Annotated in this window: 15 protein-coding genes; 11 read left to right on the top strand and 4 right to left on the bottom strand. The window is 65.8% G+C overall.

Translation table 11 applies throughout. From position 1 onward, the window contains the following. Positions 1-25 precede the first annotated feature (25 nt). From CLU88_RS10025 to CLU88_RS10010, 4 genes are all read right to left on the bottom strand, one after another. Positions 26-979 carry a 2-hydroxyacid dehydrogenase gene (locus tag CLU88_RS10025; RefSeq protein ID WP_099656469.1) on the bottom strand — a complete coding sequence of 318 codons (954 nt, stop codon included), beginning with the start codon at positions 977-979 and terminating at the stop codon, positions 26-28. A 75-nt stretch (positions 980-1,054) separates the two neighbouring features. Then, positions 1,055-1,522, bottom strand: a complete 468-nt coding sequence (locus tag CLU88_RS10020) for a nuclear transport factor 2 family protein (protein ID WP_099656468.1) — start codon at positions 1,520-1,522, stop codon at positions 1,055-1,057. Positions 1,523-1,645: 123 nt separating this feature from the next. Next, complete coding sequence (gene kdgD, locus CLU88_RS10015) at positions 1,646-2,557, bottom strand: 5-dehydro-4-deoxyglucarate dehydratase (protein WP_099656467.1); 912 nt, start codon at positions 2,555-2,557, stop codon at positions 1,646-1,648. A gap of 169 nt (positions 2,558-2,726) precedes the next feature. Beyond that, complete coding sequence (locus tag CLU88_RS10010; protein WP_099656466.1) at positions 2,727-3,455, bottom strand: FadR/GntR family transcriptional regulator; 729 nt, start codon at positions 3,453-3,455, stop codon at positions 2,727-2,729. A gap of 122 nt (positions 3,456-3,577) precedes the next feature. Between CLU88_RS10010 and CLU88_RS10005 the strand changes: the two genes are divergently transcribed. The 11 genes from CLU88_RS10005 to CLU88_RS09955 all read left to right on the top strand — a co-directional run bounded on the left by CLU88_RS10005 (position 3,578) and on the right by CLU88_RS09955 (position 15,731). Beyond that, on the top strand, positions 3,578-4,396 hold the full coding sequence (locus CLU88_RS10005) for an NAD(P)-dependent oxidoreductase (protein ID WP_099656465.1): 819 nt from the start codon (positions 3,578-3,580) through the stop codon (positions 4,394-4,396). Next, positions 4,393-5,301: an SMP-30/gluconolactonase/LRE family protein gene (locus tag CLU88_RS10000; protein ID WP_099656464.1), complete on the top strand. Its 909-nt coding sequence runs from the start codon at positions 4,393-4,395 to the stop codon at positions 5,299-5,301. The genes CLU88_RS10005 and CLU88_RS10000 overlap by 4 nt, the downstream gene beginning before the upstream one ends. 23 nt (positions 5,302-5,324) lie before the next feature. After that, positions 5,325-6,302 (top strand): TRAP transporter substrate-binding protein, encoded by a 978-nt coding sequence (locus tag CLU88_RS09995; protein WP_099656463.1) that lies wholly within the window; start codon positions 5,325-5,327, stop codon positions 6,300-6,302. 65 nt (positions 6,303-6,367) lie between these two features. Continuing rightward, positions 6,368-6,865, top strand: coding sequence for a TRAP transporter small permease (locus CLU88_RS09990; protein ID WP_099656462.1), 498 nt, complete (start codon positions 6,368-6,370; stop codon positions 6,863-6,865). A gap of 36 nt (positions 6,866-6,901) precedes the next feature. Continuing rightward, the gene (locus CLU88_RS09985) at positions 6,902-8,191 is read left to right on the top strand and encodes a TRAP transporter large permease (RefSeq protein WP_099656461.1); all 1,290 of its coding nucleotides are present in this window, start codon (positions 6,902-6,904) and stop codon (positions 8,189-8,191) included. A 141-nt stretch (positions 8,192-8,332) separates the two neighbouring features. Further along, positions 8,333-9,280, top strand: a complete 948-nt coding sequence (locus CLU88_RS09980) for a DMT family transporter (RefSeq protein WP_099658773.1) — start codon at positions 8,333-8,335, stop codon at positions 9,278-9,280. 9 nt (positions 9,281-9,289) lie between these two features. Next, the gene (locus CLU88_RS09975; RefSeq protein WP_099656460.1) at positions 9,290-10,390 is read left to right on the top strand and encodes an aldose epimerase family protein; all 1,101 of its coding nucleotides are present in this window, start codon (positions 9,290-9,292) and stop codon (positions 10,388-10,390) included. 205 nt (positions 10,391-10,595) lie between these two features. Continuing rightward, entirely contained in the window at positions 10,596-12,116 is a 1,521-nt protein-coding gene (locus CLU88_RS09970) for a DegQ family serine endoprotease (RefSeq protein WP_099656459.1), read from the top strand. Between the two features lie 259 nt (positions 12,117-12,375). Next, positions 12,376-13,035: a response regulator transcription factor gene (locus CLU88_RS09965; protein WP_099656458.1), complete on the top strand. Its 660-nt coding sequence runs from the start codon at positions 12,376-12,378 to the stop codon at positions 13,033-13,035. 139 nt (positions 13,036-13,174) lie between these two features. After that, positions 13,175-14,545, top strand: coding sequence for an ATP-binding protein (locus tag CLU88_RS09960; protein WP_099658772.1), 1,371 nt, complete (start codon positions 13,175-13,177; stop codon positions 14,543-14,545). Between the two features lie 193 nt (positions 14,546-14,738). Then, positions 14,739-15,731, top strand: coding sequence for a 2-dehydropantoate 2-reductase (locus CLU88_RS09955; RefSeq protein ID WP_099656457.1), 993 nt, complete (start codon positions 14,739-14,741; stop codon positions 15,729-15,731). The last annotated feature ends 58 nt before the right edge of the window (positions 15,732-15,789 follow it).

Below are 15,789 nucleotides of genomic sequence, written 5' to 3'. Positions count from 1 at the left end.
AGCGTTGAGTGGCGCTGAATAGCGTTCAATGCGCGGCAGAGACCAGTTGTCCCGTGCGTTCAAACGCCTCCAGGTTGTCCATCACCCGCTGGCCCATGGCCTGGCGGGTTTCGTGCGTGGCGCTGGCAATGTGCGGCAGCAGCACCACGTTGTCCATGCTCAGCAGGGCCTCGGGCACCTGGGGCTCGTTCTCGAACACGTCAAGCCCGGCACCGGCAATACGGCCGTCTTGCAGGGCGCGGATCAGCGCGGCTTCATCCACCACCGTGCCGCGCGCCACATTGACCAGGAAGCTGCGGGGCCCCAGGGCGTTGAGCACGGCTTCGTTGATGAGATGGCGGGTGGCCGGGCCGCCGGAGGTGACCACCACCAGGAAGTCGCACCAGGCGGCCAACTCGACCAGCGAAGGCTCGTGCGCCCAGGGCACCCCAGCCACGGGGCGGCGCGTGTGGTAGCGCACTTCCATGTCAAAGCCCAGGCCACGGCGCGCGATGGTCTGCCCGATGCGGCCCAGCCCCACCACGCCCATGCGGGCACCGCTGACCTTGCGGCCCAGCCCAAAACTGTTGCCGCCCAGGCGGGCCCATTGCCCAGCGCGCACAAAGCGGTCGGCCTCGGCGGTGCGGCGGGCCACGTCCAGCACCAGCGCAAACGCGGTGTCGGCCACGCAGTCGTTGAGCACATCGGGGGTGTAGCCCACGGCAATGCCCCGGGCCTTGGCCGCATCGACCGGCACTTTGTCCAGGCCCACCCCAAAGCTGGAAATCACCTTGACCGAGGGCAGTGCAGCCAGGTGCTGGGCCGACAAGCCAATCGCTGCACTGGTGACCACGGCATCAAACTGTGCTCCTTGCGCAGCCAGGAAGGCGGCCGGATCGGGTTCGTCGGTCAGGCGGTGCACGTTGTAGCGGGCGTGCAGGGCTTGTTCCAGCGCGGGTACCAATTTGCCAGCCTGGAGGATGCGGTTCAAGGTGTGCATGGGGTGGGTTCAGTGCAGTGGGTGCAGCGGTGGTTTGGCGTGCAAGGCGGGCATAGGCAAAAGACTCTCAGCCTCTCAGGTGGGGCGCACGGCCTGGCGGGCCAGCAGGCGCCATTGGCCGCCATCTTTTTGCCAGACGGTCAGTACCTTGATGGTGACGTTACCAGGGGTGCCACGGTCATTGGTGGCACCCGCCAGGGTGTGGCGCACCACGGCCACGTTGCCCGAGATGCTGATGGTCTGGTCCGAGAGCGTGATGGAGACAAAGTCAGAAGACTTGTCCATCAGCGCGCCGATGAAGCTCGCTTGCGTGTCCACCTTGCCGCCCGAGTGCCCATAGCTCAGCAGGGGGCTGGTCAGGCCGGTCAGCGTGGCCTGGTCCGGGTCGACCATGGCGACGCGCAGCTTCTCTACGACCGAAGTCACGGCTTGCTCTTCGGCAGAAGCCTGGGCGTGGGCCACCAGGGGGGCGGTGACCAGCGCGGCGGCCAGGGTCACGCCTTGTGCGCAGCGCAGGCTCCAGCGGGAATTGAATGGGTTCATGGTTGTCTCCTCAGGATGGTGGTTGGAAAAGCAGAAAGCCCCAGAGGGCTGGGGCCGGGATGGCGCTTGGAACCTGTTCAGAAGTTCGTGCGCCTTTTGGTTATGCGTTCTGCGTGGGGCGGCTTACTGGGGCCCCAGGGGGGCCATCAGTGCGCGCAGTTGCTCGACTTCAGCGGGCTTGAGGTCGGACAGCGGTGGGCGCACGGGGCCAGCGCTGTGGCCGATGATGGTGGCGCCAGCCTTCACGATCGACACGGCGTAGCCTTCACCTTGGTTGCGCAGGGCAATGTAGGGGATGAAGAAGTCGCGGATCAGGCGGTCGCAGGTGGCGGTGTCGCCAGCAGCGTGGGCGTTGTAGAACTCCATCGCCGTCTTGGGGATGAAGTTGAACACGGCCGACGAGTACACGGGGCAGCCCATGGCCTTGTAGGCACCGGCAAACAGCTCGGCGGTGGGCAGGCCGCCCAGGTAGGCGAAGCGGTCACCCAGCGTCTGGCGGATGCTGACGAACTTCTCGATGTCGCCAAACCCGTCCTTGAAACCAATCAGGTTGGGGCAGGTGTCGGCCAGCACTTGCAGGCTGGCGGGTGTCAGGCGGCAGCCGCCACGGTTGTAGACCACCACGCCAAACTTCACGCTCTTGCACACGGCTTGCACGTGGGCAATCAGGCCTTCCTGGCTGGCTTCGGTCAGGTAGTGGGGCAGCAGCAAAATGCCTTGGGCGCCCAGGCGTTCGGCTTCTTGTGCATATTGAATGGCCAGAGTGGTGCCGCCGCCAGCGCCCGCGATGATGGGGGTGCGGTTCTTGCACGTGGCCAAAGCCACCTTGATCACCTCGCTGTACTCGCCGGGCTCCAGCGAGAAGAACTCACCTGTGCCGCCTGCGGCGAACAGGGCCGAAGCGCCGTAGGGCTGCAGCCATTCCAGGCGGTCAGCGTAGGGCTTGGGGGCAAAGCGCAGGTTGCTGTCGAAGTCGGTCAGCGGGAAGGACAGCAGGCCAGCTTGCAATACGCTTTTGAGTTCTTGAGGGGACATGGTCGGGCTCCGTAGGAATGAAAAGGGTGGAATTCCTGCTACCAGCTAAGAACAGCGGCTCAGTGGCCTGGTCTCAGGAACATGAGGGATTCATGTTGTATGTCATCGTACAACATGAATCGCAAAAATAGTGTCCGGGTTAATACGGATAAGACGATGTTTTGTGGCGTCAGCTGGCTTCGGCCTGTGCGCGGCGTCGGCGTTCGCGGCTGTTGGCCAGGTGGGTGCGCATGGCGGCGCGGGCCGCATCCGGGTCTTGGCCCACGATGGCGTCAAAAATGTTTTCGTGCTCACCGTTCACGCGGCGCAGGTATTGGCGGCGTTCGTCGCTTTGGTCGTCGGCGCTTTCCAGCCGTGCGCGCGGGATGATCATGCTGCCCAGCGAGCCCATCAATTCCGTGAAGTGGCTGTTCTGGGTGGCGCGCGCAATCTCCAGGTGGAACTGAAAGTCTGCTGCCACGGCATCGCGCCCTTCGTCCACCGCCTGGGCCACGGCGTTCAGGGCCTGGCGCATGGTGTTCAGGTTGGCGTCGGTGCGGCGCAGGGCGGCCAGGGCGGCGGCTTCGGTCTCCAGGCCAATGCGCAACTCCAGTACGGCAATCACATCGCGCAGGGTGCTGAATTGCTCGGGGGTGATCTTGAAACCAGGGTTCTGCCCCATGCCCAGCACAAAGGTGCCAATGCCGTGCCGCGTCTCTACCAGGCCCGAGGCCTGCAGCTTGGAAATGGCTTCGCGCACCACGGTGCGGCTGACGTCGAACTCGGCCATGATGGCTGCCTCGGTGGGCAGCTTGTCGCCCACAGCCAGGCGCCCATCACGGATGCGGTCGCCCAGGGAATCCACCAGCTCCAGGGCCAACGTGCGTGGTTTGCGGCGAAGGGCGGGTTCTGTGTTCATGTCTCGGTGTTATCCCTATGTGGATTCGTGGTACTACGTAGTACATTGCATTTCGTTGTACGACAACTGATGACGTTCAACCTATCAAGTGCGTCACTGTACCAAGAACCTGCCGAATTGCCATGCCTAGTCACCCGACGTCGATCCGATTCAACCGTATCTTGCTCACTGGCGCCGCCGGTGGCTTGGGGCGCGAACTGCGCACCCGCCTCAAGGCCTACTGCACCACGTTGCGCCTGTCTGACATTGCCGACCTGGGCGACGCCCAGCCGGCAGAAGAACTGCACCCCGCCAAGCTCGAAGACGCAGCAGCCGTGTATGCGCTGCTGCAGGACGTGGACACCGTGGTGCACCTGGGCGGCGTGTCGACCGAGCAGCCCTGGGAGCCCATCTTGCAGGCCAACATCATTGGGGCCTACAACCTGTACGAAGCGGCCCGCAAGCAGGGTGTCAAGCGCATTGTGTTTGCCAGCTCCAACCACGTCACGGGTTTTTACCGCCAGGACGAGGTGGTGGGCCTGAAGGATCCCGCCCGCCCTGACGGCCTCTATGGCCTGTCCAAGGCCTTTGGTGAAGACCTGTCGCGCTTTTACTTTGACCGCTACGGCATCGAGACCGTGTGCCTGCGCATTGGCTCGTCCTTCCCTGAGCCGCGCAACCGCCGCATGCTGGCCACCTGGATGAGCTACGACGACCTGGAGCGCCTGGTGGTGGCCAGCCTCACGGCCCCCGTGGTGGGCCACAGCATCATCTACGGCATGGGCGACAACACCACCACCTGGTGGGACAACACCTTGGCGCGCCACATTGGCTACCGCCCGCAAGACAGCACCGAGCCCTTCCGCGCCAAGATCGAAGCGGCAGACCCCACCCCCGACATGAGCGACCCTGCCGTCATCTTCCAGGGTGGCCCCTTCGTGCGCACGGGGCCTTTCGAATGACACAGCCCACCGTTGACGTCCTGCTGCCCGGCCACCTGGATGCCGTGGGCGAAAGCCCGGTCTGGAGCGTGGCCGAGCAAGCCCTGTACTGGGTGGACATTGAAGCCCCTGCCTTGCGCCGCTGGTCCCTAGCCGATGGCCAGCTCACGAGCTGGGCTGCGCCAGAGCGCATTGCCTGCGTGGCCCTGCACGCCAAGGGCGGGCTGATCGCAGGCATGGAAACGGGCGTGTTCCATGTGCGCCCCGGCGCTGCCGGCTTGCTCGATTGCACGCTGCTGGCCATGGTGCACCACCCTGAGCCTGGCATGCGCTTTAACGACGGGCGCTGCGACCGCCAGGGCCGCTTCTGGGCGGGCACCATGGTGCGCGACATGTCGCTGGCCCGGCCTGCGGGCGGCCTGTACCGCACCGATGCCGCCGGGCTCTCAGCCCCGCTGGTGCAGGGGCTGGTCACGCAAAACGGCCTGGGCTTCAGCCCCGATGGCCGCACCATGTACCTGAGCGACAGCCACCCCACGGTGCAAAAAATCTGGACGCTGCCGCTGCACGACGACGGATCGGTGGGCGAGCGCCGCCTGTTTGCGGACATGACAGACCTGCCCGGCCGCCCCGATGGCGCGGCCGTGGACGCCGAGGGCGGCTACTGGATCTGCGCCAACGACGCAGGCCTGGTGCACCGCTTCACGCCCGATGGCCGTCTGGACCGCTCCATCCGCGTGCCAGCCAGCAAGCCCTCCATGTGCAGCTTTGGTGGCCCCAACCTGGACCAGCTCTTCATCACCTCCATCCGCCCCGGCCAGCCCGTGGGCGATGACGTGGCCCATGGCGGTGCGGTGTTCGTCACCCGCCCTGGTGTCTGCGGACTGCCCGAAACCCCTTTTTCATCGACCACATCGGGGCAATGACCCCGTTACCCAAGGAGACAAGCATGAAATTTCCACACCTGTTGGGCCGCGTCACCGTAGCCATCGGCATTGCGCTGGGCAGCCTGGCTGCGCAAGCCACCGAGTTCCGTTCCTCCGACATCCACCCCGATGACTACCCCACCGTGCTGGCCGTGCGCCACATGGGCGAAGAGCTGGCCAAGGCCACGGGCGGCAAGCACTCCATCAAGGTGTTCTCCAAGGGCGCCCTGGGCATCGAAAAAGACACCATCGAACAAACCAAGCTGGGCGCCATCGCCATGACGCGGGTGAACGTGGCACCGATGAACAACATCTGCCCCGCCACCATGGTGCCCACCATGCCCTTCCTGTTCCGCGACAAGGAACACATGCGCAAGGTGCTGGACGGCGCCATTGGCGATGAGATTCTGAAAGACTGCGAATCCCAAGGCTTTGTGGGCCTGGCGTTTTACGACAGCGGCGCGCGCTCCATCTACACCGCCAAGAAGCCTGTGAAGACCCTGGCCGACGTCAAGGGCATGAAAGTGCGCGTGCAGCAAAGCGACCTGTGGGTCTCGCTGCTCGAAGCCATGGGCGCTAACGCCACCCCCATGCCATTTGGCGAGGTATACACCGCGCTCAAGACCGGCCTGGTGGACGCTGCGGAAAACAACTACCCCAGCTACGAAAGCTCGCGCCACTTCGAAGTGGCCAAGTACTTCAACAAGACCGAGCACTCGATGGCTCCCGAGATCCTGCTGTTCTCCAAGCGCGTGTGGGACAAGCTCAGCGCCGATGAGCAAAAGGCCATCCGCGCTGCTGCCAAGGAATCCGTGATCTACATGCGCAAGCTGTGGGACGAGCGTGAAGAGAAGTCGCTGGCCATCGTCAAGGCCGGTGGCGCTGAAATCATCGAAGTGGACAAGACCCCCTTCAAGACGGCCATGAAGCCCGTGTACGACAAGTTCCTGAAGGACCCCAAGCTGCAAGACATGGTCAAGCGCATTGAGGCTGTGAAGTAAACGCCCGCAAGGGTCTGCAAGTGGGCTGCGGGGGTGTCTCCGCAGCCATTTTTGAAATCACTCGTATGTTCAATCTCTACACGCGACTGTGCGCCTTCATTGCCCGCACCTGCCTGAAGGTCGGCGTCGCTGGCATGGTGTTGCTGGTGTTTGCAGTGCTCTACCAGGTCATTGGCCGCTACATCTTCAACGACACCCCCACCTGGGCAGAAAGCGGCGCGGTGCTGCTGGTGCTGTACGTCACCATGCTGGGCATGGCCGTGGGTGTGCGCGATGCAGGCCACATCGGCCTGGAGTCCTTTTTGGTGCTGGCGCCCGAATGGCTGCGCCTGAAGATGGAAATCCTGATCCACGTGCTGGTGCTCGTCTTTGGCGTGGTGATGGCCTGGAATTGCGGCGTGCTGGCCGAATCCGTCATGGACTACAAGATCCCCACCCTGGGCATCTCTGAGGCGTTCAAGTACGTACCGCCCGCGTTTGCCGGTGTGCTTGTGGCGCTGTTCTCGCTGGAACACATCATTGCCCTGGTGCGCGGCACCGAGGTCGAGCCTGCCTGGCACTGAGCCCTTTTTCCCCAGACACCCACCGAGACTTTCATCATGGCGTTGACCATTCTGTGCGTGAGCTTCACGCTGCTGTTGCTGCTGGGCGTGCCCGTGGCGTTTTCGATTGGCCTGTCCTCACTGGCCACCATCCTGTACGAGGGCCTGCCCCTGGCGGTGGGCTTCCAGCAAATGATTTCGGGCATGAACCCGTTCTCGTTCCTGGCCATCCCGTTCTTCATCTTTGCGGGCGAAATCATGATGTATGGCGGCATTGCCGACAAGATCGTGGACTTTGCCAAGAGCGTGGCCGGCCATGTGCGCGGCGGCCTGGGCATGAGTAATGTGCTGGCTTGCACTCTGTTTGGCGGTGTCTCGGGCTCGCCAGTGGCCGACGTGTCGGCCATGGGCGCCGTGCTCATCCCGCAGATGAAGAAAGAGGGCTACCACGCTGACTACGCGGTGAACGTGACCACGCACGCCTCGCTGGTGGGTGCGCTCATGCCCACCTCGCACAACCTCATCATCTTTGCGCTGGCCGCAGGGGGCAAGGTGAGCATTGCCGCGCTGATCCTGGCAGGCATCGTGCCCGCTGTGCTGCTCACCGTGTGTAACCTGCTGGCAGCCTACCTGGTGGCCGTCAAGCGCGGCTACCCCGCTGGCACCTTCCCTGGCTGGGCGATCGTATGGATTTCGTTCAAGGCGTCGGTGCCCGGCCTGGCCGTGGTGGTCATCATCATTGCGGGCATTTTGTCGGGGGCCTTCACGGCCACCGAGTCGGCCTCGGTGGCGGTGGTGTGGGCCTTGTTCCTGTCGGCGGTGGTGTACCGCCGCCTGACGCGTGAACAGTTCCTCAAGGCCGCCTCCAAGGCCGTCAAGACCACGGGTACCGTGCTGCTGCTGATCGGCATCTCGTCCATGTTCGGCTACCTGATTGGCCTGTATGGCGTGGCCGAGTTGACGGCCGAGGCACTGCGCTCTTTCAGCACCACACCGTGGGTGATTTTCCTGTCCGTGAACGTGATCCTTTTCATCCTGGGTACCTTCCTGGACATGGCGGCCACCATCCTGATCTGCACGCCCATTTTCCTGCCCATCTGCCAGCAGTTCGGCATGACCACCGAGCAGTTCGGCATCGTCATGCTGATCAACTGCGCATTGGGTCTGAACACGCCCCCCGTAGGCACCACGCAGTTCATCGGTTGCACCATTGGCGGCATCTCGGTGGGCTCGGTGATGAAGACCATCTGGCCCTTCTACGGCGCACTCATCGTGGCGCTGGGCCTGGTCACCTACGTGCCTTCGTTCTCGATGTGGTTGCCCAACCTGATCTTGAAGACCGGCTGATAGTTTGCTGAGGAGAAGCCGCAAGGCCTTAACGGGCGGGTGCCTAGCGCTCCCGCCCGTTTTTTCCTTGGGGCGGCCTCGTGTTGTTGTTTTCTTTGCTGCGGCGGGTTGGCGCAGCGCATTTGGATGAAAGACCGTTGCATGGGAATCTCCCGCTTTTCTGACCGAAAAACCGTTGTGGCCCTGGCGCTGCTGTGCTGCCTGCTGTGGGGCAGCTCCTACCCGGCCATCAAGACGGGCTATGAATGGTTTGGCATTGCCGCCCACGATGTGCCCACCAAACTGGTGTTTGCGGGCTGGCGCTTTCTGTGGGCGGGGCTGGCCCTGCTGGCCCTGGCACTGGCCACGCGCCGCCAGGTGTGGGGGCTGGGTGCGGGTGCCGCGCGCCAGCTGGTGGTGCTGGGGCTGGCGCAGACCACACTGCAGTACGTCTTCTTCTACGTGGGGCTGGCATACACCACCGGGGTCAAGGGCTCCATCATGAACGCCACGGGCACGTTTTTCAGCGTGCTGCTGGCGCACTGGATCTATCACAACGACCGTTTGAGCCACGCCAAGATCTGGGGCTGCATCGTGGGCTTTGCGGGGGTGATGGTGGTCAACCTGGGGCGCGGCACGCTGGACATGGACTTCACCCTGCTGGGCGAAGGCTTTGTGGTCATTGCCGCCCTGGTGCTGGCCGCTGCCAGCATCTACGGCAAGCAGGTGTCGCAGCGCATGGATTCGATGGTCATGACCGGCTGGCAACTGGCCCTGGGCGGTGCGGCGCTGCTGGCCATTGGCTGGGGCTTTGGGGGCTCGCTCACCGGCTTCACCTGGCAGTCCACCCTGCTGCTGGTGTACTTGGCGCTGCTGTCGTCGGCCGCGTTTTCGCTGTGGAGCTTGCTGCTCAAGCACAACCGGGTCAGCCAGGTCACCGTGTTCAACTTTTCCGTGCCGGTGTTTGGGGCGGTGCTGTCGGCCATCTTCTTGGGCGAGGCGCTGCTGGAGTGGAAGAACCTGCTCGCTCTGGTGCTGGTGTGTGCGGGCATCTGGCTCGTGACGCGCGATGCCCCGGCCCCTAAGACACCCTCTGTGCCAGCCAAATAAAATTGGCACATGGCTTACACACTTTCACGCGACGCGTTTCAACAAGAGCTGCACGGCCAGCGCACCGACCTGTTCACCCTGCGCGGTGCGGGTGGCCTGCAGGTGGCGGTGAGCAACTACGGCGCGCGCCTGGTGCAAGTGGCCGTGCCAGACGGGCAGGGCGGCCTGGTGGACGTGGCCTTGGGTTACGACAACCTGCAGGGCTACCTCGATGGACAGCTCTCCATGGGCGCCTTCATTGGCCGCTGGGCGGGGCGCCTGCGCGCGGGGCAGCTGCATGTGCCCGGTGGCTGCACCCTGCAGTTGCCCACCAACAGTGGCCCGCACCACCACCATGGCGGCCCGCTGGGCAGCCGCTTTCAGGTGTTTGGCGTCACCGAAGTGCAGCCCGATGCCATGGTGCTGACCCACACCTTCCGCACCGAAGACGACGCCGTGCCCGGCACCGTGCGCCTGACGCTGCACCTGCAGATCACCCCCGACAACGCGCTGCACATGGACTGGATGGCCGAAGTGGCCGATGCCCCCACGGTGTTCAACCCCACGGGCCACGCCTTCTTCAACCTGGCGGGCGCGGGTAGCACCCTGGGCCACACGCTGCAGATCCCGGCCAGCCGATATGTGCCGCTGGCGCCCGATGTGTGCCCCACGGGCACCCTCGAATCGGTGCAGGCCACGCCGTTCGATTTTCGCCAGCCCCGCAGTGTGGCCGATGCCACCGCGCTGCCCCACGAGCAACTGGCGCGGGCGGGCGGGCTGGACCACTACCTGGTGCTGGACGATGCCTCCCCAGTCTCCTTCCCCCCCGCTGCCACCCCTGGGCTGCGCCTGGCCGCGCAGCTGGCCGACCCCGCCTCGGGCCGGGCCCTGCAGGTCTGGAGCACGGCCCCCGGTGTGCAGGTGTATGCAGGCCACGGCCTCAAGGCCGACCCGGCCCGCGACTTGGGGCGTGGGCCAGGGCAGGGCAACTGGCTGTGGCAGCCGGGCGACGGCATTTGCCTGGAGCCCATGGAATACCCCAACGCGCCCAACCACCCCGCCTTCCCGGTGCAGTGGTGGTTGCCGGGCGATGTGGTGCGGGGCGCCATCGTCTACCGGTTCACGGGGTGATGGGCTGCCTCAGCGGCTTGTAGAGACCGAGTTTTTCAGTCTTTTTGGCCTCTAGCGCTTGATGAATAAGCGCTAGCAGCTATAAAAATAGGAGTGCTTGGCTCTTGCTAGACCGGGCGCAGAGCACGCCCTCGCCGCCTAAGTTTCGTCTAAGTGTCCCTGCCCACACTGCCTTCCATCGCAACCCTGATAGGAAAGGCAGACCATGAACTCCATCGCAAGCACACCCCGCCGACTCATCCTGGCCCTGGTGGCCGCCGGGGCTCTGGGCGGCACGGGCGCGGGGCTCCTCATGGGGTACCGGGCGCAGGCCAGCACGCCAGCCATCACCGCCCCCGCAGCCCTGCAAGCCGCACCGGCCAGCGGCGTCGCATTGCCCAGCTTTGCGCAAATCACCGCGCAAAACGGGCCCGCCGTGGTCAACATCAGCGTGACGGGCTCCACCAAAACCGCCCTGGCCGAAGACGATGACGACGACGGCCAGCCCGCATCGCGCCGGGGTCCCCAGTTGGATCCGAACGATCCGTTCTACGAATTCTTCCGCCAATTCGGCATTCCGGGCGCGGGTGCGCAGGGCCAGCGCAATGTGCCCACGCACGGCCAGGGTTCGGGCTTCATCGTCAGCGCCGACGGGCTGGTGCTGACCAACGCCCATGTGGTCAAGGGCGCCAGCGAGGTCATCGTCAAACTCACCGACCGGCGCGAGTTCCGCGCCAAGGTGCTGGGCTCAGACCCCAAGACCGATGTGGCCGTGCTCAAGATCGACGCCAAGGACCTGCCCACCGTGCGCCTGGGCAGCACGCGGGATTTGCAGGTGGGCGAATGGGTGCTGGCCATCGGCTCGCCCTTCGGCTTTGAAAACAGCGTGACGGCGGGCGTGGTCAGCGCCAAGGGTCGCTCGCTGCCAGACGACAGCCTAGTACCTTTCATCCAGACCGACGTGGCGGTGAACCCCGGCAACTCGGGCGGCCCGCTGTTCAATTCGCGCGGTGAGGTGGTGGGCATCAACTCGCAGATCTACAGCCGCTCGGGCGGCTACCAGGGCGTGTCGTTCTCCATCCCCATCGAGCTGGCCGCCAAGATCAAAGACCAGATCGTTGCCACTGGCAAGGTGCGCCACGCGCAACTGGGCGTGGCCGTGCAAGAGGTGAACCAGGCGTTTGCCGAATCGTTTGGGCTCGACAAGCCTGAGGGCGCGCTGGTGGCCAGCGTCAGCAAAGGCAGCGCGGCCGACAAGGCTGGGCTGGAGCCGGGCGATGTGATCCGCCAGGTGGACGGCCAGCCCATCGTGGCCTCGGGCGACCTGCCCGCCTGGGTGGGGCAGGCCCAGCCCGGCCAGCAGGCCCGCTTGTCGGTGTGGCGCAAAGGCAAGCCGGTGGAGCTGACCGCCACCCTGGGCGATGCCAGCGACAAGACCAAAAAGCAGGCCAACGCCGAAGACGCCGTGGGCAAAGGCCAACTGGGCTTGGCGCTGCGCCCGCTGGACCCGCAAGAGCGCCGGAGCCTGGGCGATGGGGGCGGCGTGGACGGCCTGGTGATCGAGCAAGCCCGTGGCCCTGCCGCCGCCGCCGGTGTGCAGCCGGGCGATGTGCTGCTGGCGATCAACGGTGCCGCAGTCAAAGACATCGCCCAGGTGCGCGCCGCCATGGCCAAGGCGGGCAAGTCGGTGGCGCTGCTCATTGAGCGCGACGGCGACAAGATCTTTGTGCCGGTGCGGCTGGGGTAAGCGGCAAAGAGGGCGGGGCCGTGCAATCTGCCTTGACCCCGACCCGCTCGGGTTGAGCCTGTTGAAGCTGGGAACTGGTTACGGCGCCACTTCGATAAGCTCAGTGTGAACGGATTGGGGTGAATAGATTGGCTGAATCGATCAGCTGAATGCCAGGTGCCGTGTTTCCAGCCCCCGTCACTCTCCTGCCCGTTCGGGCTGAGCCTGTCGAAGCCGGGGAACAGCCTCGGCACCCCACCATTCGCTATGCTTGCCTACCATGCGACTGCTACTCGTTGAAGACGACCCCATGATCGGCGAAGCCGTGCAAGACCTGCTGCGTGCCGAACAGTACGCGGTGGACTGGGCGCGCGATGGCGACGCCGCCGACACCGCCTTGCGCACCCAGGCCTATGACCTGGTCATGCTGGACCTGGGCCTGCCCAAGCGCGACGGCCTGGCGGTGCTGCGTGACCTGCGCGCCCGCAAAATCCGCACCCCTGTGCTGGTGGCTACCGCCCGCGACGCCGTGGCCCAACGCATCGAGGGGCTGGACGCCGGGGCTGACGACTACGTGCTCAAGCCCTACGACCTGGACGAGCTGCTCGCCCGCATCCGCGCCCTGCTGCGCCGCGCGGCGGGCCGGGCCGAGCCGGTGTACGAGCACCAGGGCGTGTGCATCAACCCCGCCACCCGCGAGGTGACCGTGCAGGGCGCACCCGTGGTGCTGTCGGGCCGCGAATGGGCGGTGCTGGAGCCACTCATCGCCCGCCCCGGCATGGTGCTGTCGCGCCAGCAGCTCGAAGACAAGCTCTATGGCTGGGGCGACGAGGTCAGCAGCAACGCGGTGGAGGTCTACATCCACGGCCTGCGCAAAAAGCTGGGGGCCGAGCTGGTGCTGAATGTGCGCAGCGTCGGCTATCTGGTACCGAAGGCATGACCCCCCTGAGCGGCTTCGCCGCATCCCCCCAAGGGGACGACAGCCTTTGCTGCGGGGCGGCCCTTGCTGGCTGTCCCCCGCGCAATCCCACGCCCTGGGCATGCGACGGGGCAACACGCAGATGGAGGGGTGGATTGAGATGACGAACGTGCAAACCACTCCCTGGCGCAGCGCGCTGCAGTCCATGCTCCCCCGCTCATTGCGCATGCAGCTGCTGGTGTTCCTGCTCGCGGCCATCGTGTTGGCCGGGGCGGTGCAGGGGGCGCTGGCCTACCGGGCGGCGCTGGCCGAGGCCGATGCGCTGTTCGACTACCACATGCAGCAAACCGCGCTGGCCCTGCGCTCGGGCCTGCCGGTGGATGCGCAAGGCCTGGGCCCGGGGCTGGACCCGGAGGACGAGAACCACGAATTCGTCGTGCAGGTGTGGACCAACGAGGGCCTGCGCATTTTTGAATCGGCCGTGGGCGCGGCGCTGCCGCAAATCGCGGTGCTGGGCTTTACCGATGTGAAGGCGCGGGGCGGCACCTACCGCGTGTTTTCGATGCAGACGCGCTCGCAGGTCATCCAGGTGGCGCAGAACATGGCCGCGCGCCAGGGCATGGCCCGCAGCCTGGCGCTGCGCACGCTGGCGCCCCTGGCCATCATGGCGCCGCTGCTGGTGCTGGCCGTGTGGTGGGGCGTGAGCCGGTCTCTGGCCCCGGTGGAGCGTGTGCGCCGCCAGCTCGCTCGGCGGCAGGCCGACGACCTCTCGCCCGTGAACGACGCTGCCCTGCCCGATGAAGTGCAGCCGCTGGTGGGCGAGCTGAATTTGCTGTTCGAGCGCGTGCAGCGCGCCTTTGAGGCACAGCAGCACTTTGTGGCCGATGCCGCGCACGAGCTGCGATCGCCCCTGGCCGCGCTGCGCCTGCAACTGCAAGGCCTGCAGCGTGCGGGTGACGATGCTGCTCGCTCCGCTGCCGCCGAGCGCCTGTCCGCAGGCATTGACCGGGCGACCCGGCTGGTGGAGCAACTGCTGACCCTGGCCCGCCAAGAATCTGGCACCGCCCCCGCAGAGCCCGTGGACCTGCGTGCGGTGGCGCAACTGGCACTGGCCGACGTGGCCCCTGCCGCCCAGGCGCGCGGCATGGACGTGGGCCTGCTCGAGTCAGACGCCGCCCCGCTGCCCGGCAACGCCGAGGCGCTGCGCATGCTGGTGCGCAACCTGCTCGACAACGCCATCAAATACACGCCGCCGGGCGGCCAGGTGGATGTGCAGGTGCGTGCAGAGGGCGGTCATATCGTGCTGACGGTGGAAGACAGCGGCCCCGGCATTGCGCCCGAGCACCGCGAGCGCGCCATGCAGCGCTTTGTGCGCGTGACGGCTGACAGTACCCCGGACAGCGCCCCCGGCAGCGGCCTGGGCCTGGCCATCGTGCAGGCCATCGCCCAAAGGCACGGCGCCACGGTGGCGCTGGGTGCGTCCGAGCGTTTGGGTGGGCTGATGGTGGCGGTGCAATTTGCTATCAAATAGATAGCTTCTTGCGCTGGATGGATAAGCGCTGGGTGCCAAAAAACCTAGAAACCTGAAATGGATCTGCTGCGACGGCCCAGCGTCGCCTGGGCGCCAGACGGCGCCTGGCTGGGCCCGCACAATGCCCACACCGCGTCCACCAGGGCCTTGCACGGCACGCAGGCCCCGCAGTATTTCAGGTAAGTCTCACACCATGCACTTCATCGTTCTGGGCGCAGGCGCCATTGGTTGCTATGTGGGCGGGCGCCTGGCGGCCCACGGCCAATCCGTCTGCCTGGTGGGGCGCCCCCACGCGCTGGCGCCGCTGCAGGCGCACGGCCTGCGGGTGAGCGACCTCGACGGCTTTGACCGCCAGGTGCCCGCAGCCGCTTTGGCGCGGGTGCACACGCTGGCTGATGCCTCGCCCGGGGCCGACAGTGTCATCCTGCTGTGCGTCAAAAGCGGCGCCACGGCATCTGCCGCGCGCGAACTGGCGGCGGCTTGCGCACCAGGCACCCCCGTCATCTCGCTGCAAAACGGCGTGGACAACGTGGCCCGCATTGCCGCCCTGGCGCCGGGTTTGACGGTGCTGGCAGGCATGGTGCCCTACAACGTGGTGCTGCGCGGGGCCCATGTGCACCGCGCCACCGCAGGCCCCATGCAGTGGCAGTGCGACGCCATCACCGAGCGCATCGCCCCAGTCTTCAACGCCGCAGGCCTGGCCACCGAACTGCCGCCCGACATCCGCGCCGTGCAGTGGGGCAAGCTGCTGCTCAACCTGAACAACCCGGTCAATGCGCTGTCCAACCTGCCCTTGCGCGAGGAACTGCTTGACCGCCACTGCCGCCGCGTTTTGGCCGCCCTGCAAACCGAGGCCTTGGGCGTGATGGCCCAGGCAGGCATCGCCCCCGCCCAGCTCACGGCCGTGTCGCCCACCCTGTTGCCCCACGTGCTGCGCCTGCCCAATTGGCTGTTCACCCGGGTGGCCCGGCGCATGCTGCAGATCGACGCCACCGCCCGCTCATCCATGTGGGACGACCTGGAGGCCGGGCGGGTGACAGAAATCGACGCCCTGTGCGGCGCCGTGGTGCGGTTGGCTGCCCAGCAGGGCATGGCGGCGCCGTTGAGTGCGCGGATGTGCGCGTTGCTGAGCGGGCCGAGGTTGCGCCTGTCTGGTGCGGAGATGCGGATGATGTTGGGGGTGTAGGTGCGGTGCTTTGTCGGGTTACGCTGCGCTAACCCGACCTACGATGAGGCACTGTAGT

It is taken from the genome of Acidovorax sp. 56 (genome assembly GCF_002749705.1).
Taxonomy (GTDB): Bacteria; Pseudomonadota; Gammaproteobacteria; order Burkholderiales; family Burkholderiaceae_C; genus Acidovorax.
This window is presented reverse-complemented; position numbering and strand designations above follow the sequence as displayed.